Here is a 20,170-nt window from a genome sequence, read left to right on the forward strand (position 1 = left end):
GAGAGCGCCGGTTTAAAAATGGTGTGGTAAGTCCAATCCGGCAAAGAAATCACGTCCTCGAACTAGTATATTTCTATTTTACCTCTTAATTATGTTAAGTGATATAAACTCCTTAAAAAGAAAAAGGCCGTTCGGTGCTGTTCATTATCCAAAATTAAAAGAGGTGGCGTTCCTGCTGGAACACCACACTTTTCGACATTATGCTAAAATTTTCAATTCGCTGCTTTCCGCTTCCCCCACACAAACCCTCACCAGCTCCACCTGCTCTTCAATCCCTTTCAGTTTCGCCGGGAAAGTCTCCACCTGATTGCCCTCCCGCTCCACAATGGCGCGAAGTTTTGGCTGGTCCAGGTAATTTCGGCTGATGATGATGTCGCCACCCGTTCCCTGCCCTTGGATACGCGCCGCCAAATTGACGGTGCGTCCGAAATAATCGAGGCGGTCATTGGACGTCACGGCAATGGCCGGTCCGCTGTATAAGCCGACTTTTAGGATGATCGGATCCTCTTTGCCTTTATTGAATTCGACGAGGTTCTGTTGAATATCGAGAGCTGCCCGCAAGCCGTCCTCCGGCAGATGGAATACCGCCATCACGGCGTCGCCGATCGTTTTCACGACACTGCCCCTATTTTTGCCGATCGATTTCGTCAGGTAATCGAAATGCCTATTGACCTGCCCATAGGCGCTGGCATCTCCCACTGTTTCATAGAGCGACGTCGAGCCCTGCAAGTCGGTGAACAGGATCGTCACATGATCGATGCCGATCTGCTGGTCCGGCGATAACATTTCGGATGAAAATAGATCCCGGAATTCCTGCATCGCTGTCACTTGCGCCGCTGTCACCGTGTTCTTGCTCCAGTCGGATTGTTCCAAAGCAACCAGGATATCATGGCTGCTGGCGTTTTGAACGGTTATTTCGGACGAGCCCGCAACGACTGTCTCTGACCATCCCGCATCGGTATAAATTAAAGGAAGACCGGTCGCTTCCGCATTTCGCTCCACTGCTGCCATATCGTTCGCCTGCAAAACCCGCAGCCGTAAATTTTCTTCACCAGGCACCGGCAGCCGGACTGTCGCTCCTTTAGCAATGACTTTCTGCAGTTTCACATGAGGCGTAATCATGGGACCGCCTACACAATATACTTCAGCATATGCTTTCCGGATTGAGGAATGGACTGAAAAATTGAGCTCGACGAATTGGTCGAAGCTGGCATCGTAATTGATTCCGCATAAATCGCAGTGGAATTGGCTGGTCAATCCGGACAATGAATTCTGTTCAGATTTTGAGACCCGGCAATTCGGACAGATCATATTCCAGCTCAGGTTTAAAACACCGGATTTGGCAGCATACAAAAACAAGCGAAGCACTTCATCTGTTTCCATTCCCCATGCTTCCGCAATCCGGACCGGTTCCATATGTGCAGCGTCATGATCACTCTTGGTAACGATATATGCATGAAGCAAGTCGACGCTCCGGGGTGTTACCGGCCAGTTGCGGAGCACAGTTGTAAGCCTGTCAAGTTCAGCAAAATCCACTGTATGCTTTTCCTTTTTCTGCGGCGGATCGAAGAGATCACCTGATTTCCCCACAATAAACTCTTCAATGTAAGCAAATGTGTTGAGCATGGACTTATATCCCGTCAACGGGATAGCGGCCAGGCCCAGAATATTCTGCGGAACGAATTCAGCAGTCAGACGGACTCTGGTGACGTCAGTTGAATTCGGAGCCGCATCCAGCAGTTCGATTCCGCCGACAAAATGTTTGATCGGACCACTCAGATAACGCCTTTCCACTTCATAACGCTTGTTTTCTTCCCATTGAAAAGGGAACTCCTGCCATCGAAGCGGGACAAGCCCCCCGACTTTCGCAAAGGCTTCGCGATGAAAAACGCCTTCCCCCTCTTTTTTCACGTTGCCGAATTTGACGGGAAAAAGGCCAATATACAAGTTCAACCGGTTATTATCGGCCAGCAATGCCCAGATCTTTTCTTTACTGAACGGATAATCCCGTTCCAAGACGTATCTTTTTGTCGCGTACTTCATCTGTCACTCTCCTACGAAATAGCGATGGCTATCGCTAAAATGATGATGTGGAAAATCTGGTCGGCCACTATGCACAGCCATGCCTGTTCGGGGCCTTTCGCCGTCTGCACATTGCGCACCCAGAATGATACGAATGTCCTTCTGTCCAAAATAATGTGGCTGATGATGATCAAAGCAATCGCCGCGAGCGACAAGCCGCCTGACATAGCGCCGAAAATGCCCACCACAATCGTATAGACTGCGACATGCACCAATAAAGGCAGCCACTTGCTCGCTTTATTTTTCGCCATCCATGACGATTGCAATAAAAAATCACCGATTAAATGCCCGATCAACAGGAAGTCAAACTGGCTCATAAGCGGTACTCTTTTTTGTGGTCCGCTTCGTATTTCGCCAAATCATATTCACTTTCCGCAAGGACCGTTGTAAACGCATCGACGATGGCACTGTCGAAAAGTGTGTCTTTGCAGCGGATCAACTCTTCAGCTGCGTCGCTGTAAGGCATGCCTTTACTATAAGAGCGCGCGGTTGTCATCGCGTCGAATGTATCCGCGACGCCAACGATGCGGGCGAATAAGGAGATTTCATTCCCTTTGAGGCCATCCGGATAACCGCTGCCATCGATGCGTTCATGATGGGAACGGGCGGTTTGGATGACATCCGCCATTGCTCTTTTCGGTTCCATATTTGACAGGATGTCGGCACCGACTACGGTATGCAATTTAATCGCTTCGTATTCCTCTGTCGTCAGCCGGTCAGGTTTGCGGAGGATATCATCCGGGATGCCGATTTTTCCGACGTCATGCAAAAGTGCCGCTTTATACAATTCCTTTTTCTTATCGGCTGCCATGCCCAGCTTACCGGCAATCCACACCGAGTAATTGGCGACCCGCTCCGAGTGCCCCGCAGTGTAGGGATCCCGGGCATCGAGCACTTTCGCCAGAGTGCGGATCATGCTGAGAAACATCTGCTGCAATTCATCGTACATCTGGCTGTTGTGAAGCGCCATCGCCGACTGGCTGGCGAGCGCCACTGCCAGGGAGACATCCGCCTCATTAAAGAACTCACACTGTTTTTTATTCAATAGCTGCAGCGATCCCAGCACCTTGCCTTTTACCGTCAGCGGCACCGTGATCATCGACTTCGTGACAAAGCCGCTCGACTCATCCACCCGATTAGACCAATCGGGATGTTCCTGGACGTTGCGGATCAAAACCGGTTCTCCGCTCATGATCACTTTGCCGGCGATGCCCTCGTCTTTCTTCAAACGGATATTGACGATCTTGTCAGCGGATTCCCCGTATGCCGCGACGACTTTGATCTCTTCGCCGTCCTGGTCCAGCACCCAAAGCGTGCCTGCCTCAGCACCGACCATCGTCACCATCTGCAGCAGGATGTTCTGGAACACTTCTTCTATCTCCAAATTCGAATTCAATTGTTTTGCAGCTTCCAGCAGCTTCAATAATTCCTGAACCTGCAATTCCAAATTCTCTACGCGTTCCACGGTACTCCCCCAATGACAGTCATTTATTGATTATTATCGGCTGAAAGCCCTTTAACCTTAACCCTTCGCGGATAATAAAAAGCTGAACCTCATGGATTCAGCTTAATCCCCCATCGATCCTAAGCTTTCATAGATTTCAAGCAAGTTCCCAGCAGGATCACGGAAATGCGCCACTTTGATGCCCCAGTCTTCCTGCACGGTCGGCTCGGTGAGAAAGTCGACTTTCTTCTGGAGTTCGCGGTACGTTTCCTCCACATCCTCTACTTTGAAAATAAGCGCTGCTTTATCTGACCGTTTCCGGAGCAAATGATATTCCGCACCGATTGCGTCGGCCATCCGCTTCCTTTCAAACAAACCCAATTTTACTCCCGCAAATTCAAAGTCGGCATAATTGGAATCTTCATCTCCCCACACCACATTGAAACCCAGAACATTTCGGTAGAACAGAAAACATTCCTTGTAATTGTCCACCAATAAGCGAATATGCGTCAGTTCCAATTAAATCCCTCCCCTTGCAGTGATTTGCTTTCTTTCTCTTTCTCTACAGTCTGCCGATTTTCCTCTATCGATGTAAAAACAGCTCCCGCAAAAATAGCGGAAGCTGCCTCTTTTATTTCTTCATGCAATATAATCTTCTTTCGCTGCGACCTTCTACTAATTGCTTAAACCGCCCCATTACTATCAGTGGATATATCATCAGGAAGTTTCCTGGAATTTTTTATTGTATTATCATCTTCTTAATCAACGAAGTGACGAGCACCGGATTGTCCAAATGGACAGCATGCCCCGCCTCTTCAATCACCACATGTTCACTGGTTGAAGACAACTCCGCAAGTTCCATTTGGAAGTTCAGCCACTCCCGCATGGACTCTGCCGTATGGTGAGGCTGAGTGCCACCGGTCACTACCAGCAATGTGGTGTTTCCCAAGCTTTTGCCCCGAACCTGTTCAAGACTTTGTTCAAATTCTTCCAAAGTCGCTTCGACGGTAAACTGACTTAAATATTCTTCCTTCACTTGTTCAGAAAACAACGGCACCATCTTTTGGTTCTGGTCTTCGTGGCAGGAATCCAGCAAGATCACACCTGCTGTATCGTCAGGATAGAGATGTGCGAAAAGGCGGACGTTGATGCCGCCGAACGAGTGGCCGACCATTAAATAAGGCGGCTCGACCTTGGCCACTTGAAGCAGATCTTTTAAATTCCAGACAATTTGCAGACTGTGCAAAGGTCCATCACTCTTGTCACTCTTTCCCACACCCGCCCGGTCATAAAAGAACATTTCCACCGATCCAGCCAATCTTTTGCGAATCGGCTCCCAGTTTTCCATGTCCCAGCCATAGCCTGACTCAAAGACGACGACGGGTCCTTTCCCCGTTTTATCCGTCCGTTCATAATAGAGCTCTGCACCGTTTATTGCTATTCTACCGCCAACACTATTCCCCATTCCAAGCACTCCTCTTTTCAGCTGACAGCAATCGGCGGAATATATTTTTCATTGATTTCATCTGCAGCGACTTCAGCAGTCGTATAATCCAGAATAACACCTTGGTCATATGTAAACAGATGCTCCAATCCCAGCCGGCCCTCCAGCACCGCCGGCAAATAAGCACGGAGATTTGAAGCTACACCCCGGTTGTCTTTATGAAGAATCCAGTCAACCTGCTTCCAGTCCAGGATGCCTTCCGCCGTCCCGGCTGGCGTCACCAAACGACTGCCTTCCGGCAAATCAGCTGTAAAAAGATACATGCCTTCCCGACCTTCGTTACTCTTGAATATCACATTACCTGCATAAGTCAGCTCTTTCAGGAGAATTCCCGTTTCTTCAAAAGTCTCCCTGATGACACTTTCAAATGGCGTTTCCCCGTTCTCTATTTTGCCGCCAACACCGTTCCATGTGCCCATCTGCGGCTTTTTCAACCGGTTCAGCAGCAGGAATTGGTTTCCGTTTCTGATCAAACAAAGCGTATATTTCAGCATAATGAAAACCCTCTCGTTTCTTTAGACTAGATTTATCACCCAGTTATCTCCCAATAAACCATCTCTTCACTCTCAGCCACTTTTTTCATCCCGATTTTTTCGAGCACACGGATCGATTCCTGGTTATCCACCAGCGTTTCCGCTTTGATCTTATGTATACCATCCTGTTTCCATGCCCAGTCGACCAAGGCCTTTACCGCTTCTGTCGCATATCCTTTGCTCCAGTATTCTTCAAGCAAACCATAGCCGATTTCCACTGCGCCCTTATCATCCGGCGCACCTTTGAATCCCAGATCCCCGATGATCTTGTCGCCTGCTTTCAGTATCGCCAGCCACGGTCCCCAATAAAGGACGGCGGGATCTTCCGCCAATTGCTTCAGGTGATTTGCAACCTGTGGTCCATTTTCGTATTGTTGTTCATTCAGCATCGGAATTACATCTTCCGTGCAAGTGCTGATAATCAATCGTTCAGTTTCTATTTTCATTTCCCACAGTCACTCCGCTTTCCATCTTGTTGTTCATTGCTTCCTTTAATACCAATAACGCAATTTCATGGTCATCCATTACATGCGGCACTTCTTCCGGCTCAACCCAAATGCGTGTCAGGGTCTCATGCTCCCGTAGAAATGGCAGACATTCCGTAACGTCCATCCGGTAAAACAATTGGTAACCGACCTGCGGATATTTTCCGTTCTCCACGAACTTCACGTTTTCTGTATGATCGACACAAATCGCTCCGATATAGGTTACATCCCCTTTGACATAAGCTTCTTCATATACTTCGCGGTGCAGCGTTTCTTCAGGGCTTTCCCCGAATTCAATATGGCCGCCCGGAACATTAAAGCCTCTGCCATCCACATGGACAAGCACCACTTTCCCTTCAAAAAAGCAGTAACCGTGGACACTCGTCACAATATCATTCGATTTCATCTTTCTGTATGGTTCCCAACTGAGACTGATGGTATGACCGCCCCAATTCACATATGCCTGATTTTCCATGCGCTTGCCCCTTATCTTTGTTTCGTAATTTTTTTCAGCTTTGGCAGTACTATAGAAAAGCCCAATCGCTCCTAAGCTCAATAAAACGTATAAAACAGCACGATTCGCCAATTAAAACCCCTATTTTAATTAATCATATCATCCTGCCGCCAAGTAAAATACTGAATTTTACAATTCCTGAACTCTTATTTTTTCCAACTCCATACCAAATCTCATGGAGTAAATAAGAAAATCTATATTTCACCAGTGAAATATTCATACCATATAATGTAATTTTATGGCGGTGATTGAAAAAGAATATATGTATATTTTCTACTTTCCACTTTCTAAAAACCCTTCAGACTAACGTTAGGAGATTGTTTTTATGAATTACCTGTTTATTATTATACAAAGATATAATATATCAAAAATATATCAAAATATTTAAATGCGTTCACAAAACCATTACAAGGGTTTAATTCGTGAAAACCGCATGCTACACTAATCAAGGCTTCAAAGATAAATGACACGGACCATCAAATTATTAATATCTCATCAGACATTTTGGTTTTAACTATAAAATACGAGAATCACTATTCAACGATATGAATCCAGTGAATTCCAGACATTTAAGGAGAAATAAAAACATGAAAAAAACAAAAAAAGCATTACTATCTTTCACTGCCACTATTGCCCTTTCAGCTGCTATCGCTGCACCTACTAGCGCAGCTACACACCAAGTAAAATCCGGAGATACACTTTGGCAAATTGCACAGGATTATGGAACTACGGTTTCTAGCCTGCAAAGCATCAACGGTATTTCAGGCCATATGATTTATCCTGGCCAAACATTCCAGACTAGCGCAGGTTCTTCTGCAGCATCAAGCAGCACGACAGCGCCACAGGTTTCACAAGTGAGCAACCCCACTTCTTCAGTTGCATCCATTGCACAGCAATATATCGGAGTTCCATATGTATGGGGCGGCTCAACACCAGCAGGATTCGACTGCAGCGGATTTATCGCCTATACACTTAACAAAGCAGGCCACAACGTAGCCCGCACAAGCGCAGCCGGTTACTATAACATGGCGACGAAAGTCAGCTCTCCACAACAAGGGGACTTGGTATTCTTCTCTGGCACGTATAAAGCAGGGATTTCCCACATCGGAATCTATATCGGCAACGGCAAAATGGTCGCTGCCAATAACGGCGGAGTAGAAGTCGTCGACATCTTTGGCCCATACTGGGGAGACCACTTCACTGGCTACGGCAGAATGTAATAAAATCAATACACGAAACAGACCAGGATGTAATTCCTGGTCTGTTTTTTTGCGTGTCTTTAAATCTGATAGCAAAAAAAAGCCGGACCCCTAAGGATCCGGCTCTGCTTTAATCGTCTTTATTCAACCGTAACAGATTTCGCCAGGTTACGCGGCTTATCGACATCACAATCTCTGTGAAGTGCTGCGTAATAGCTGATCAGCTGCAGCGGAATAACCGATACAAGCGGAGTCAGCAGTTCATGCACTGTCGGAAGGACGTGGCTGTCGCCGTCTTCGCTCAAGCCTTCCATTGAAATGATCATTGTGTTCGCGCCGCGTGCTGCCACTTCTTTGACGTTGCCGCGGATGTTCAAGTTTACGGATTCCTGTGTCGCAAGCGCGATGACAGGCGTGCCTTCTTCGATCAAAGCAATCGTACCGTGCTTCAATTCACCGCCGGCAAAGCCCTCCGCCTGGATATAGGAAATCTCTTTCAGCTTCAACGCGCCTTCAAGACCAACGAAATAATCCATCAGACGGCCGATAAAGAAGCAATTGCGTGTTGTCGAAAGGAAATCATGCGCTAATTTCTCGATTTCTTCCTTCATATCGACTTGCGCCTGGATGGCGTTTGCCACAATACCCATTTCCTGTACAAGATCGAAACCAAGATCGCGTCCGCGTGCTTCTGCAGTTACGGCTGCCAAAATTGCCAGTACTGCCAATTGTGCTGTGTAAGCTTTAGTAGACGCTACAGCGATTTCAGGTCCTGCATACAGTAATAACGTGTGGTCAGCTTCGCGTGACAAAGTCGATCCCGCCACGTTTGTGATTGTGAGTGACGGGTGGCCAAGTTCTTTGATGCGCACCAATACCTGGCGGCTGTCAGCTGTTTCGCCCGACTGGGAAATGAAGATGAACAACGGTTTTTCGGAAAGAAGCGGCATGTTATAACCGAATTCACTCGCTACATGCACTTCCACTGGAATGCCCGCCATTTTCTCCAAATACTCTTTGCCGATCAGCCCAGCGTGATAGCTTGTACCCGCTGCGATGATGTACAGGCGATCAGCTTCCTGCAAAGCATCAAGGATTTCAGGCTGGATCGTCAATTTCTCGTCCTCGCCTTGGTAAGCCTGGATGATTTTGCGCATCACTGCCGGCTGCTCATCGATTTCTTTCAGCATATAATGAGGGTATGTGCCCTTATCGATATCGCTCATGTCGATTTCAGCAGTGAACGGTTCGCGTTCCACTTTTTCGCCTTCAAGCGTCAGGATCTCCACGCTGTTTTTGCGGACGATCACGATTTCCTTGTCCATTAATTCAACAAATTGGTCCGTCACTTGCAGCATTGCCATAGCATCAGACGCTACAACGTTGAAATCTTCTCCAAGGCCGACAAGCAATGGGCTCTTGTTTTTCGCGACGAAAATCGTCTGTGCTTCTTCAGCGTCAAGCAAGGCGATTGCATACGAACCTTTCATCAATTTCAAAGCTTTGCTGAACGCATCCTGCGTCGTCATGCCTTCGCCTTCAACAAATTTACCGATCAATTGAACGATGATTTCCGTGTCCGTATCGGATTCCATTTCCACATCAGCCAAATAATCGCGCTGCAGGTGGTGATAGTTTTCGATTACGCCGTTATGCACAATCGTGAAACGGTCTGACGTGTTCTGATGCGGGTGAGCGTTTACCTGGCTCGGCTTGCCGTGCGTTGCCCAGCGTGTGTGCCCGATTCCCGTGTTTCCTGTCACGTCGCCGTTCACAGCTCCGCGAAGATCCGCAATGCGGCCTTTTTCCTTGAATACTGTAATGCCATCGCCGTTGCGCACAGCAATACCCGCTGAATCGTAGCCGCGGTATTCCAAACGCTCAAGGCCTTTCAATAGGATTTCTTTTGAATCTTTTTCTCCGATATACCCAACAATTCCACACATAATTATAGTTCCTCCAATTTTTTTCAATATCAAAAAGAGCGTTCGCCATTTTGCGCGGACGCATGCTTGAACCCATCCATCCTGTTGTACAGCTGATCACTCAACTGCTTTGAAGATGGACATAACGACCGGGCTTCACGGCCGGGAGGTATCCGCCGAAATCTCGATACTCCTCCTCCTCGTCTACTGGGAAATGACTTGTCCGTCCGATTTCCCCAGTACAGGCGCTTCAACTAGTTTCCTTTTTACGCTTTACTACTATCCCCCTTTTTTGGCGGCCTTAAACAGGCTACTATATCATACCTTTTCCAATTACCTTAGTCAATCGTCCCTAAGTCCTTAGACAAAGATGTATTAATATCGAATAAAGGATAAAATTCGATTTTCACCTTTGCTTGCTGACAAAAATATTTATGCTTTTGTTAATTTATTTATTAATGCAGCCCTATAAAAAAACCGTTCCGGAAGCATTTCAGCTTCGGAACGGTCTCAATTTTTATTTCATGCCCATTTCAGCACGGACCACTTCTGCAATCCGCTCGACATAGCGTTCGCAATCTTCTTCTGAAGCTGCTTCCACCATGACGCGCACCAACGGTTCAGTACCGGAAGGGCGCACAAGCACACGGCCATTGCCGTTCATTTCCGTTTCAACTTCTTCGATTTCAGCAGCCACTTTCGCGTTATCCGTAACCGCATGTTTATCCGTTACACGGATATTGACGAGTTTCTGCGGGAAAATTGTCATTTCACCTGCAAGCTCGGACAATTTCTTGCCAGTGACTTTCATGATGTTCACCAATTGAAGGCCCGTCAACAATCCGTCGCCTGTTGTATTATAATCAAGGAAAATGATATGGCCTGACTGTTCGCCGCCAAGATTATAGCCGTTTTTGCGCATTTCTTCGACTACATAACGGTCGCCTACTGCTGTTTTCACGCTGGTCATGCCGTTTGCTTCCACTGCTTTATAGAAGCCCATATTGCTCATTACTGTGGACACCACTGTGTCTTTATTCAAGCGGCCTTCAGATTTCAAATATTTACCGCAGATATACATGATCTGGTCGCCATCGACAATGCGGCCTTTTTCATCCACCGCGATTAAACGGTCGCCGTCGCCGTCGAAAGCAAGCCCGATATCAGCGTTTTTCTCAATAACCAGTTCCGCCAGCTTCTGCGGATGAGTGGAACCGACCTGGTCATTGATGTTCAAGCCGTTTGGTGAAGCGCCCATCGAACTGATATCCGCATCAAGGTCGGCGAATACATGCGTCGCCAATGTTGAAGTGGCACCGTGTGCACAATCAAGCGCGACATGGATGCCGTCGAACTCTTCATCTACCGTCTGTTTCAGATACTGGATGTATTTCTGGCCGCCTTCAAAATAACTCGTAATGGCGCCCAGGTCACCGCCAGTAGGACGCGGCAGCGTATCTTCTTCCATATCCAGCAATGCTTCGATTTCAGCTTCCTGGTCATCGGAAAGCTTATAGCCGTCCGAACCGAAGAATTTGATGCCATTGTCTTCAACCGGGTTATGCGAAGCTGAAATCATGACGCCCGCTTCCGCGCTCATCACGCGTGTCAGGTAAGAAACACCTGGTGTACTGATGACGCCAAGACGCATCACTTCCGCACCGACACTCAATAATCCTGCGGCCAAAGCGCCTTCCAGCATTTCTCCTGAAATACGGGTATCGCGCCCAATCAGAACTTTCGGTTTATCCTTCGAGCTTTTCGTCAATACATATCCGCCGAAGCGGCCCAATTTAAATGCTAATTCCGGTGTCAGTTCGCTATTCGCTACGCCGCGAACTCCATCTGTTCCAAAATATTTTCCCATGCTTATATTCTCTCCTTAAATCCAATGCAATATCGGATAATAATTCCTATTGTATATGGATGGTTGCAGTAGAAGGAAAAGTCAGCCATTTCGCTTTCTTCAATCCTTCTGCCCCAACTTCCAGTTTATGCTGTCCCTTTTTTTCCGCTGCATCTACATATACCACAAAATCTTCCAACTTCAAACTATCCAGCAATTCTTCCGTTCAATACGCTATCAACGAGACCAGACCATCTTCGGGATCGAGAAAATCGGCTTTATTGCCATCGTCCAGCCCTCTGATTTCCAGTGGAAGGTTCTCGAAGATTTGCTGATGAAGTGCCTCATCCGGATTCGCACTGTTGAAATTGATGTCTTCCGGCATCAACACGGTTTCGTCCACACTGATTTCGGCGTCCACGATGATGCTTCCCGGCTCTACAGCGCTCGTTCCTTCAGGGGCCGCGAGATCCACTTCAATCGCCGTATCAGTCAGGGTTACGCCGCTGATATTCACTTCCACTTCGTATTCTTCGATTGTGTCAACGATATTCCGCGGCCCTGAAATCTTGACGGTATCGACATCCGTTTCAATTTCATCCACGGTGATCCCTTCACGTGCCGTTCCCGTCTGGGTCAGTGATATCGGAACTTCCCGGCTGTATTCTTCAATGACAGCTTCGACCTCCACCACTTCCGGTTCGATTGTTACATTGTCCAGTTTCGTCAGGTCATTCGCAAGTACTCGGACTCTCGCTTCCCTCGTCACGGACGAATCCAAGCCTGGCTCTTCCGTTACTGTCGCTTTTACAAAACTGATGGAATCAATGACACTTTTCGGTCCGCTGACTGTAACCGTATTGGGATCAGCCGTTATACTTTTCAGTACATAGTTTTCCGCAATCAGCCGTTCATTCAGTTCGGCATCGATTTTAAATTCTTGAGTGACCCGTTCCTCGATCAGAACATCCAGGAAAGTCGGATCGATCCTGACGCCTAATTCTTGAGAGATATTTTCCGTTTGCACACGGATGCGATGCTCTCCGAGCGGCAGGTTCCGCAAGTCTACAAAGACCGTAAAATCTTTGATTTGCTGCGTTGTTTGAACCTCTCGGGTGGGTCCTGTAATCTGGACATCCACAGTCGCCGGCACACCGCTGACCATCAGGCTTGTATCGTCGTAATACACTTCGAGCGGTACATCTTCGATAATTTCAGTCATCGTATTGCTGGCCGCTGAATTATTGTTTTCTTCTTCCGCTTTTACGGAAAAGAACATAAGAAAGGCTAGCAATAATGCGGTAATCCTCAAAAACCAGGGGTTATCCATCATTTTATCCATTCTTTTTTCCCCTCCAGTTCCACCAGGAAGAAGTTTCGTTCTGCTGTTCTTCGCCAAACCAGATGCGGCGCAGTTTCACTTCAAAATCCTCCAAAGACAAGTTACGGTGCAAATCGCCATTCGCCGTCAGGCTGATGGCGCCCGTCTCTTCCGAAACGACGATGGTGATGGCATCTGTCACTTCACTGATTCCAAGTGCCGCGCGGTGGCGGGTTCCAAGTTCTTTGGAAATGAACGGACTTTCCGATAAAGGAAGATAGCACGCCGCCGCCGCCACTTTGTTCTTTTGGACGATCACGGCTCCATCGTGAAGAGGTGTATTGGGGATAAAGAGGTTTATCATCAACTCTGACGTAATGTCTGAGTTCAAAGGTATTCCGGTTTCAATATACTCACTCAATCCGGTTTCACGTTCAATGGATACCAATGCGCCAATACGCCTTTTCGCCATGTAACTGACGGATTTTGTCATTGCTTCGATCAGCCGGTTGCGTTCTGATTCCTCGTTCAGCGTGCTGCTGGAAAACAGTTTTCCGCGCCCCAGCTGTTCGAGCGCCCGTCTGAGTTCCGGCTGGAAGATGATGATGATCGCCAGGAAACCCCAATTGAGCACTTCCTGCATAATCCAGCCAAGCGTCTGCAGATTCAATGCCTGCGTGATCAATTGGGCGATGATGATGACGAAAATCCCTTTCAATAATTGAACGGCTTTCGTCCCTTTAATGATCGTGATCAATTTATATAAAACGAACCAAACTAATAAAATATCAGCTATATTGATTATGAGTTCGAGTGGTGTTAGGTTTGTAATATTATCCAAAAACGGCATCTGCAACCCTCGCTTTTCTACATCTGCATGAAATAAGTATATCATAAAACATTCTGGTCATGCTTTATAGAAAAGCCATGCGGCACTGAAAGGCTTAAGACAGACCAGCTGGAGTCTGGACAATAGAAAAGCAACAGTAACTGCCGGAAACTGAATGCAAAAAATCCGCCCCCAAAGGGACGGATTTATTCGCCGATCATTGCGTCTTCATTATTAAAAATGGAAGCTGCGTCTTTAAAGCCATTTTTAATGGTATACCATAACCAGTCGAAAATCTGGTCGATTTCTTCCACTTCGCCGGTGATTACCCCACTGGAGGCCATATATTGCCCGTTTACGACGGTGACATTACCATGAAGTTCCCCGTCGACCCGCAGATCGCCGTTCCTTACCGTGATATCCCCCGTCACCACTTCACCTTCCGGTACAATGACAGTATTGCCTTCCACCACCACATTCGGCTGCTTTGTAAAGGAGAATTGCTGATCATTATTAAAGTCCGAGAATAATGTCGCACTCATCAATACGAAGAAAATTGCTGCAGCCGTCAAAAGCGGATGCTGCTTGAACCAGCGCTGCGCGCCTGAACGCTGTTTCTGCTTCGGCAGTTTGCTCATCGTGGCTTCGACAAAGCCTTTTGGCGCTTCTATATGGGATGCACTCTGGACGAATGCAATCGTTTTGTTCAATTCATGGTAGATCTTCTGACAATCTTGGCAGGTCGCCAGATTTTCTTTCAACACCCGTTCTTTGGATGGTTCAAGGTCACCGTCTAAATAATCGTTCATATACTGGACGATGTAATCCGGACACGTCTTCATCCTGCTCGCCTCCTACAAATTGCTTAATTGCTTCCGCAAGGCTTCGCGCCCGCGGTGTATACGTGTTTTCACAGTCCCAAGCGGCAAATCCAGAATTTCGCTGATTTCAGCCAGCGGCAATTCTTCAATATACTTTAATACAATAGCTGCCCGGTACTTATCTGGCAAGCGGCTAATCTCATATTGTACCCGCTCCTGGACTTCCATCTTCACCAATTCATCTTCGGGAAGTTCGTCGTCGTTGGCGATGCTCGAGTACATATTCAAGCCTTCTGCCCCACGCACTTCTGCATCCAGGTGATAATCCGGTTTTTTCTTTCTGATCCGGTCGATGCACAAATTTGTAGCTATGCGGTAAAGCCAAGTGGAGAATTTCCTTTTCTGATCGAATGTATGAATATTGACGTAAGCACGCATGAAAGCTTCCTGAGCTATATCTTCGGCTTCATGTTTATTGCCGAGCATACGATAGCAAATTTGATACAGCTGGTGCTGATACAATTCTACAATCTCTGCGAATGCGTCCTGGTCGCCTTTAATGACTTTTGCTATTCTCTTGTTCACTAACGCATCCATGATCTCATTTCCCTCCGCCTATGCGGCTATGTTTTATATACGTATCATTTATAGAAAGGTTTCATTTATTTTCTCTTTTATATGGTATCAAAGATTACCCAAATAAATCCATCTAAATTTCATACGAAATAACTAAAGGGTTTGTTCCTTATTTCACATAATTACTTTCCATAAAAATAAAAAACAGGCTTTCGCCTGTTTTAAAGTAGTTTTTCGCCAAGCAATGAACCAATCAAAGCCACTGCAACGTCTGCTGTTCTATTTTTTTCATCCAGAATCGGGTTCACTTCCACGAATTCAGCGGATGTGATGATGCCTGCATCATGTAGCATCTCCATCGCCAAATGGCTTTCCCGGTAGCTGATGCCGCCTGGTACTGGAGTGCCAACGCCTGGCGTATAAAGAGGATCAATGCCATCAAGATCCAGTGATAAGTGGACACCGTCTGTCTTGCGCTCTTCTTTTAAGTAGCGGATTGAATCTTCGATAACAAAATCCATGCCCATCTTATCGATTTCATGCATGCTGTAAACTTTGATGCCGCGCTCACGGATTAATTCGCGTTCGCCCGGGTCTACCGAACGTGCACCGATGATAACGATGTTCTCCGGCTTCACTTTCGGTGAAAAGCCGCGAATCTGCGTCAACTTCTCGTGGCCGTGGCCAAAGCTTGCAGCAAGCGGCATACCGTGGATATTGCCTGACGGCGATGTTTCACTCGTGTTCATATCTGCGTGGGCATCATACCAGATCACACCTAAATTTTCGTGGTTCGGCGAGATGCCTGCAAGTGTTCCGATGGCGATACTATGGTCACCGCCGAGTACCAGCGGGAAGTTTCCTGTTTTCGTAACTGCCTGGACTTTTTCGCCAAGCGCTTCCATCGCTTCAGTGATGACTTCCATATTGCGTAGGTTTGTGTCTGTATCGACTTGCCCATCCGCATGGCCGACTTGGATGTCCCCTTCATCCTTGACGGTATGCCCCAGGTTTTCGATGCGCTCAACCACACCCGCATAACGGATTGCGCTCGGTCCCATATCAACGCCGCGGCGATTCTGTCCATGATCCATTGGAACTCCAATAATTGATACATTTAATTTATTCATGTTTTTATACCCCCTTGAGTTGTCAAACCCATTGTAACCGCTAACAACAACATGGCTCAACCACACAAGATTACGTATTTTTATTCATTCGTTTTTTCAGCAATTCTTTAACTGCGGGCCATTCCTCATCAATAATTGAATAAACAATAGCATCTCTTGGCAGGCCGGTCGAACGGATGCGTTCATTGCGCATCGTCCCTTCCTTTACTGCCCCTATAGCTTCAAGCGCTTTCTGCGAACGGACATTTTCACTGTCCGTTTTAAACTGGACCCGTATCATCTCCCGCTCTTCAAAACAATAAGCCAGCAGCGCGTATTTCACCCGGCTGTTCAATCCGCTGCCATGCATTTCTTCCGCATAAAACGTCGAACCGATTTCACAGCTTTTATTCGCTTCATCGATTCCGTAAATCCGGGTCGTGCCGACTACTTTTCCGGTGTCCGGCTGTTCTACAGCGAACACCAGCACATTCGAGCCATTCAATCCGGCTTCCAGCCACTCAACTAACTGCTCGAACGTCTCCACTTTTATCAGCATATGTTCGAAAATATCCGGTGTGTACAGTTCCCATAATGTTTCAAAATCCTCCCGCTTCAATAACCGCAATCTCACGCCTGGCTGTTCGATGATCATCCAACTTCCCCCTTAACTGAAATAAACCGCCTGTATTCTTTCCAAAAATTCCTTTTCCAAGTCATTCTTTTCTTTGCAAATAAAATAAGTAGCGACTTCAGGCAATGGAAACAAGTCAAAATGCGCTTCCAACAGACGGCCTTCGATCAGTTCCCGCCTTACCATCGACCGCGGCAAAAATGATACGCCCAATCCTTCCTGTATAAAACGCTTGGCAATATGCGCCTGCGTCACGGTCATTGTCCGCACCCCCGGTGTTTTCGAGCTTAATTTGACCAATAATTCATCCCAAAACACCGGATGATGATGCGTGAAAAGATAGTGGGACCGCAACATCGTTTCATCGGAAATGACCGGTCCCGACTCATCATCGTAAGCATCCCGCGGAACCACAAAAACAAGCTCATCTTTATAGACCACTTCACTGTGCAGCACACGGCTCACCGGCTGAATGGCGGAAATTCCTGCGTTCACTGCCCCGCTCTCCACCAGCGCCTCTATCTTTTCCGATTCCTCCACCTGGATCACCAATTCCAAATCGGGATGCCGTTTCGTAAACGACTTCAACAGATAAGGCAGCACCGTCTCTGCCATCAAAGGCGAAATCGCCAGCACCCACTTCTTGCGGTATCCCTGCGCAAACGAATGGACCTTTTCCACACTTTGCTCCAGCTGCCGCAGCAGCCTGTCCGCTTCCCCTTTGAACAACTTCCCTTCCTCCGTCAGCGATACCCGGTTCTTCTGCCGCTGGAATAAAACCACGCCCAGGCTTTCTTCCAACAGGCGGATGTGCACAGTAACACTTGGCTGTGACATCAGCAGCCTCTCGGAAGTCTTTCGGAAATTCAGTGTCTCTGCGGCATCGGTAAACGTCTTTAACCAAGCCAAGTCGATGGCGATCACTTCCTTGCTGATTAATATTTTGAATTGATTTAATTATAAATCATTAATTTTCATAATCAATATGTCGGGGTAAACTTTAAGAAAAGGAGGAATTTACATGTTCCAAAAAGGGTTGAAAGATGTAGTGGCTGTTCAGACGAAAATCGCTTCTGTAGATGGAGAGAAAGGAGAATTACGGTATCGGGGAAGCTTAGTTGAAGAAGCGGTCCAGGATAAAAGCTTTGAAGAAACTGCTTACTTCTTATGGCATGGGGAATTTCCGACAGAAGAACAGGCTTATGAGCTGAACCGGCAATTCATAAAGTACCGGACACTTCCTGAGCACATTGCAAAGATTGCTGAAGAGCTGCCGGTTAATGTTCCCCTTATGGATAATATGCGCACTCTGATGTCAGCCTATTATGATGATGAGTATGTCACACTGGCTCCTTCTGAGCAGTCAATTGCACTCACTTCTGCGTTGTCCGTCATGACCGCCATGCTTTACCGGCTTCAAAACGGGTTGGAGCCAATTCATCCGAACGACGGACTTGGTCACGTCGCCAATTATTTATGGATGCTTTTCGGTGAAGAACCAGCCGCTGCACACATCGAAGCGCTTGAAACATACTTGAAGCTGACCATGGAGCATGGCATGAACGCTTCGACTTTTGCTGCGCGGGTCACCGTTTCCACAGAATCGGATATGGTGGCGGCCGTCACTTCCGCGCTTGGCACTATGAAAGGGCCGTTGCACGGAGGCGCGCCTTCCGGAGTCATCACCTTGCTCAACGAAATCAGCACAGCTGATGATATCGATTCGGTGATCAGCAGCAAGCTGGAAGCGGGAGAAAAAATCATGGGCTTTGGCCACCGCATCTACCGAACCGAAGATCCGCGTTCCATTCTTTTGCGCGGGAAATGCCTGGAGCTGCAAGGCAGCGATCCTTGGCTGGATCTTGCAGTGGTTGCCGAAAAACGGATTATCCAGCTGCTTAACGAACGAAAACCCGGACGCGCCTTGTACACCAACGTAGAATTTTACGCCGCAGCCATTATGCGTTCGATTGACATGCCGCCAGCATTATTTACGCCTACGTTCAGCATCGCGCGAATCGTCGGCTGGACAGCCCACACGATTGAACAGCAGCAAGACAACGTCATCTTCCGACCGCAGTCGATTTATGTTGGAAACTAAAGAAAAGCGCAAGCGCCCGTTTAGATTCGAAAAGCATAAGACGATTTGGCGAAGCGGCGTTCTTTGCCGCATAGCCAAAGTGGCTTATGACTCGAGAATCTGGGCGCTGGAGTCTGGACAAAGAAAAGCGACGGCACCCGTTTAGCTCTGAAAAGCATAAGACAGACCAGCAGAGTGGCGCTCTTTGCCACGGCAGCTGGGTTGGCTTATGACTCGAAGAGCTGGGTCGCCGGAGTCTGGACACCAGAAAAGCGCAAGCGTCCGTTTAGATTCGAAAAGCATAAAAAAATCCCGTATCCAATTGAATGGATACGGGATTTTTACACATGGATAGTACAAATACACATGGAACAATGGAGCCTAGGGGGCTCGAACCCCTGACCTCGACGCTGCCAGCGTCGCGCTCTCCCAGCTGAGCTAAGGCCCCGCGCTGAACAGGCGCAAGGTAATTAAAAGATGAGCCATGAAGGATTCGAACCTTCGACCCTCTGATTAAAAGTCAGATGCTCTACCAACTGAGCTAATGGCTCATAAAAAATGGCTGGGGTACCTGGATTCGAACCAGGGCATGACGGGATCAAAACCCGTTGCCTTACCGCTTGGCTATACCCCAATGCCAATATAAAACTGGTGGTGGGGGGCAGATTCGAACTGCCGAACCCGAAGGAGCGGATTTACAGTCCGCCGCGTTTAGCCACTTCGCTACCCCACCGATATGAAATTCGAAATACTACATGGTGGAGGATGACGGGATCGAACCGCCGACCCTCTGCTTGTAAGGCAGATGCTCTCCCAGCTGAGCTAATCCTCCATTTATTTTAAAAATATCATCTGGCATGATTTGCAGACTATGCTTTGCAGAAGTTAAAGGAGGTGTTCCTTCCTCGCTTCGCTGCGTCGTCGCAAATTACCATCTTCGTTTAGTAATTTGGTGACCCCTACGGGATTCGAACCCGTGTTACCGCCGTGAAAGGGCGGTGTCTTAACCGCTTGACCAAGGGGCCTTGATAAATAATGATGTAACCCATGTAAAGAAACTTCATTTTAAAAATAAAAGCTTCCAACCGGGTTCGAACCGGTGACCTCTTCCTTACCATGGAAGCACTCTACCTGCTGAGCTATGGAAGCAAGGCAAAAGAATCTCGGAACAAAAATAAAACATAGAATAGCCCAGCGACGTCCTACTCTCACAGGGGGAGATCCCCCAACTACCATCGGCGCAAAAGAGCTTAACTGCCGTGTTCGGG

General features: G+C 47.5%; 20 protein-coding genes, 7 tRNA genes and 1 rRNA gene. 2 read left to right on the forward strand and 26 right to left on the reverse strand.

Annotated features, from left to right (window positions below; all coding sequences use genetic code 11):
* Positions 1–198 precede the first annotated feature (198 nt).
* The 8 genes from D2910_RS11805 to D2910_RS11840 all read right to left on the reverse strand — a co-directional run bounded on the left by D2910_RS11805 (position 199) and on the right by D2910_RS11840 (position 6,523).
* Entirely contained in the window at positions 199–2,043 is a 1,845-nt protein-coding gene (locus D2910_RS11805; protein ID WP_117313619.1) for an adenylate/guanylate cyclase domain-containing protein, read from the reverse strand.
* A gap of 11 nt (positions 2,044–2,054) precedes the next feature.
* On the reverse strand, positions 2,055–2,399 hold the full coding sequence (locus D2910_RS11810; protein ID WP_117313620.1) for a DUF3307 domain-containing protein: 345 nt from the start codon (positions 2,397–2,399) through the stop codon (positions 2,055–2,057).
* Positions 2,396–3,547 carry a GAF and HD-GYP domain-containing protein gene (locus tag D2910_RS11815; protein WP_117313621.1) on the reverse strand — a complete coding sequence of 384 codons (1,152 nt, stop codon included), beginning with the start codon at positions 3,545–3,547 and terminating at the stop codon, positions 2,396–2,398. The genes D2910_RS11810 and D2910_RS11815 overlap by 4 nt, the downstream gene beginning before the upstream one ends.
* A gap of 102 nt (positions 3,548–3,649) precedes the next feature.
* Complete coding sequence (locus tag D2910_RS11820) at positions 3,650–4,045, reverse strand: VOC family protein (RefSeq protein WP_117313622.1); 396 nt, start codon at positions 4,043–4,045, stop codon at positions 3,650–3,652.
* 220 nt (positions 4,046–4,265) lie between these two features.
* A complete protein-coding gene (locus D2910_RS11825) occupies positions 4,266–4,991 on the reverse strand; it encodes an alpha/beta fold hydrolase (RefSeq protein WP_117313623.1) in 726 nt (241 codons plus the stop codon).
* 17 nt (positions 4,992–5,008) lie between these two features.
* Positions 5,009–5,524, reverse strand: a complete 516-nt coding sequence (locus D2910_RS11830) for an NUDIX hydrolase (protein WP_117313624.1) — start codon at positions 5,522–5,524, stop codon at positions 5,009–5,011.
* Between the two features lie 35 nt (positions 5,525–5,559).
* Positions 5,560–6,009, reverse strand: a complete 450-nt coding sequence (locus D2910_RS11835) for a GNAT family N-acetyltransferase (protein WP_117313625.1) — start codon at positions 6,007–6,009, stop codon at positions 5,560–5,562.
* Positions 5,993–6,523 carry an NUDIX hydrolase gene (locus tag D2910_RS11840; RefSeq protein ID WP_117313653.1) on the reverse strand — a complete coding sequence of 177 codons (531 nt, stop codon included), beginning with the start codon at positions 6,521–6,523 and terminating at the stop codon, positions 5,993–5,995. The genes D2910_RS11835 and D2910_RS11840 overlap by 17 nt, the downstream gene beginning before the upstream one ends.
* 626 nt (positions 6,524–7,149) lie before the next feature.
* Between D2910_RS11840 and D2910_RS11845 the strand changes: the two genes are divergently transcribed.
* A complete protein-coding gene (locus tag D2910_RS11845) occupies positions 7,150–7,782 on the forward strand; it encodes a C40 family peptidase (protein WP_158241209.1) in 633 nt (210 codons plus the stop codon).
* A gap of 119 nt (positions 7,783–7,901) precedes the next feature.
* Here D2910_RS11845 and glmS read toward each other — a convergent pair whose 3' ends face one another.
* From glmS to D2910_RS11890, 10 genes are all read right to left on the reverse strand, one after another.
* Positions 7,902–9,707 carry a glutamine--fructose-6-phosphate transaminase (isomerizing) gene (gene glmS / locus D2910_RS11850; RefSeq protein WP_117313627.1) on the reverse strand — a complete coding sequence of 602 codons (1,806 nt, stop codon included), beginning with the start codon at positions 9,705–9,707 and terminating at the stop codon, positions 7,902–7,904.
* A gap of 496 nt (positions 9,708–10,203) precedes the next feature.
* A complete protein-coding gene (glmM, locus tag D2910_RS11855) occupies positions 10,204–11,553 on the reverse strand; it encodes a phosphoglucosamine mutase (protein ID WP_084243384.1) in 1,350 nt (449 codons plus the stop codon).
* A 46-nt stretch (positions 11,554–11,599) separates the two neighbouring features.
* Positions 11,600–11,731 carry a hypothetical protein gene (locus D2910_RS17095; protein WP_276310423.1) on the reverse strand — a complete coding sequence of 44 codons (132 nt, stop codon included), beginning with the start codon at positions 11,729–11,731 and terminating at the stop codon, positions 11,600–11,602.
* A 27-nt stretch (positions 11,732–11,758) separates the two neighbouring features.
* Complete coding sequence (locus D2910_RS11860) at positions 11,759–12,874, reverse strand: CdaR family protein (RefSeq protein ID WP_117313628.1); 1,116 nt, start codon at positions 12,872–12,874, stop codon at positions 11,759–11,761.
* A complete protein-coding gene (cdaA, locus tag D2910_RS11865; RefSeq protein WP_084243386.1) occupies positions 12,867–13,703 on the reverse strand; it encodes a diadenylate cyclase CdaA in 837 nt (278 codons plus the stop codon). Before cdaA ends, D2910_RS11860 begins: the two co-directional genes overlap by 8 nt.
* A 185-nt stretch (positions 13,704–13,888) precedes the next feature.
* On the reverse strand, positions 13,889–14,524 hold the full coding sequence (locus D2910_RS11870) for an anti-sigma factor family protein (RefSeq protein ID WP_117313629.1): 636 nt from the start codon (positions 14,522–14,524) through the stop codon (positions 13,889–13,891).
* Positions 14,525–14,536: 12 nt separating this feature from the next.
* Positions 14,537–15,100 carry an RNA polymerase sigma factor SigW gene (sigW, locus tag D2910_RS11875; RefSeq protein WP_084243388.1) on the reverse strand — a complete coding sequence of 188 codons (564 nt, stop codon included), beginning with the start codon at positions 15,098–15,100 and terminating at the stop codon, positions 14,537–14,539.
* A gap of 200 nt (positions 15,101–15,300) precedes the next feature.
* Complete coding sequence (rocF, locus tag D2910_RS11880; protein WP_117313630.1) at positions 15,301–16,209, reverse strand: arginase; 909 nt, start codon at positions 16,207–16,209, stop codon at positions 15,301–15,303.
* A gap of 70 nt (positions 16,210–16,279) precedes the next feature.
* A complete protein-coding gene (locus D2910_RS11885; RefSeq protein ID WP_117313631.1) occupies positions 16,280–16,843 on the reverse strand; it encodes a GNAT family N-acetyltransferase in 564 nt (187 codons plus the stop codon).
* 12 nt (positions 16,844–16,855) lie between these two features.
* On the reverse strand, positions 16,856–17,746 hold the full coding sequence (locus tag D2910_RS11890; RefSeq protein WP_240633614.1) for a LysR family transcriptional regulator: 891 nt from the start codon (positions 17,744–17,746) through the stop codon (positions 16,856–16,858).
* Between the two features lie 97 nt (positions 17,747–17,843).
* Between D2910_RS11890 and D2910_RS11895 the strand changes: the two genes are divergently transcribed.
* A complete protein-coding gene (locus D2910_RS11895) occupies positions 17,844–18,923 on the forward strand; it encodes a citrate synthase/methylcitrate synthase (RefSeq protein WP_117313632.1) in 1,080 nt (359 codons plus the stop codon).
* A 354-nt stretch (positions 18,924–19,277) separates the two neighbouring features.
* Here the strand turns inward: D2910_RS11895 and D2910_RS11900 are convergent.
* From D2910_RS11900 to rrf, 8 genes are all read right to left on the reverse strand, one after another.
* Positions 19,278–19,350, reverse strand: a tRNA-Ala gene (locus tag D2910_RS11900).
* Positions 19,351–19,380: 30 nt separating this feature from the next.
* Positions 19,381–19,453 (reverse strand) — tRNA-Lys (locus D2910_RS11905).
* Between the two features lie 8 nt (positions 19,454–19,461).
* Positions 19,462–19,536: transfer RNA gene (locus D2910_RS11910), tRNA-Gln, on the reverse strand.
* Positions 19,537–19,551: 15 nt separating this feature from the next.
* A tRNA-Tyr gene (locus D2910_RS11915) sits at positions 19,552–19,635 on the reverse strand.
* 23 nt (positions 19,636–19,658) lie between these two features.
* A tRNA-Val gene (locus D2910_RS11920) sits at positions 19,659–19,734 on the reverse strand.
* A 118-nt stretch (positions 19,735–19,852) separates the two neighbouring features.
* Positions 19,853–19,927, reverse strand: a tRNA-Glu gene (locus D2910_RS11925).
* A 51-nt stretch (positions 19,928–19,978) separates the two neighbouring features.
* Positions 19,979–20,051, reverse strand: a tRNA-Thr gene (locus D2910_RS11930).
* Between the two features lie 40 nt (positions 20,052–20,091).
* A 5S ribosomal RNA gene (rrf, locus tag D2910_RS17110) occupies positions 20,092–20,170 on the reverse strand; the annotation flags it as partial.

The sequence above is a fragment of the Planomicrobium okeanokoites genome (assembly GCF_003428875.1).
In the GTDB taxonomy this organism is placed as follows: domain Bacteria; phylum Bacillota; class Bacilli; order Bacillales_A; family Planococcaceae; genus Planococcus; species Planococcus okeanokoites.

Coding starts and splice junctions, on each gene's coding strand:
- D2910_RS11805 (WP_117313619.1), bottom strand. CDS start 2,043: ATGAAGTACGCGACAAAAAGATACGTCTTGGAACGGGATTATCCGTTC.
- D2910_RS11885 (WP_117313631.1), bottom strand. CDS start 16,843: ATGATCATCGAACAGCCAGGCGTGAGATTGCGGTTATTGAAGCGGGAG.
- D2910_RS11895 (WP_117313632.1), top strand. CDS start 17,844: ATGTTCCAAAAAGGGTTGAAAGATGTAGTGGCTGTTCAGACGAAAATC.
- glmS (WP_117313627.1), bottom strand. CDS start 9,707: ATGTGTGGAATTGTTGGGTATATCGGAGAAAAAGATTCAAAAGAAATC.
- D2910_RS11845 (WP_158241209.1), top strand. CDS start 7,150: ATGAAAAAAACAAAAAAAGCATTACTATCTTTCACTGCCACTATTGCC.
- D2910_RS11830 (WP_117313624.1), bottom strand. CDS start 5,524: ATGCTGAAATATACGCTTTGTTTGATCAGAAACGGAAACCAATTCCTG.
- D2910_RS11860 (WP_117313628.1), bottom strand. CDS start 12,874: ATGGATAAAATGATGGATAACCCCTGGTTTTTGAGGATTACCGCATTA.
- D2910_RS11810 (WP_117313620.1), bottom strand. CDS start 2,399: ATGAGCCAGTTTGACTTCCTGTTGATCGGGCATTTAATCGGTGATTTT.
- D2910_RS11825 (WP_117313623.1), bottom strand. CDS start 4,991: ATGGGGAATAGTGTTGGCGGTAGAATAGCAATAAACGGTGCAGAGCTC.
- glmM (WP_084243384.1), bottom strand. CDS start 11,553: ATGGGAAAATATTTTGGAACAGATGGAGTTCGCGGCGTAGCGAATAGC.
- D2910_RS11835 (WP_117313625.1), bottom strand. CDS start 6,009: ATGAAAATAGAAACTGAACGATTGATTATCAGCACTTGCACGGAAGAT.
- sigW (WP_084243388.1), bottom strand. CDS start 15,100: ATGGATGCGTTAGTGAACAAGAGAATAGCAAAAGTCATTAAAGGCGAC.
- rocF (WP_117313630.1), bottom strand. CDS start 16,209: ATGAATAAATTAAATGTATCAATTATTGGAGTTCCAATGGATCATGGA.
- D2910_RS11840 (WP_117313653.1), bottom strand. CDS start 6,523: ATGGAAAATCAGGCATATGTGAATTGGGGCGGTCATACCATCAGTCTC.
- cdaA (WP_084243386.1), bottom strand. CDS start 13,703: ATGCCGTTTTTGGATAATATTACAAACCTAACACCACTCGAACTCATA.
- D2910_RS11870 (WP_117313629.1), bottom strand. CDS start 14,524: ATGAAGACGTGTCCGGATTACATCGTCCAGTATATGAACGATTATTTA.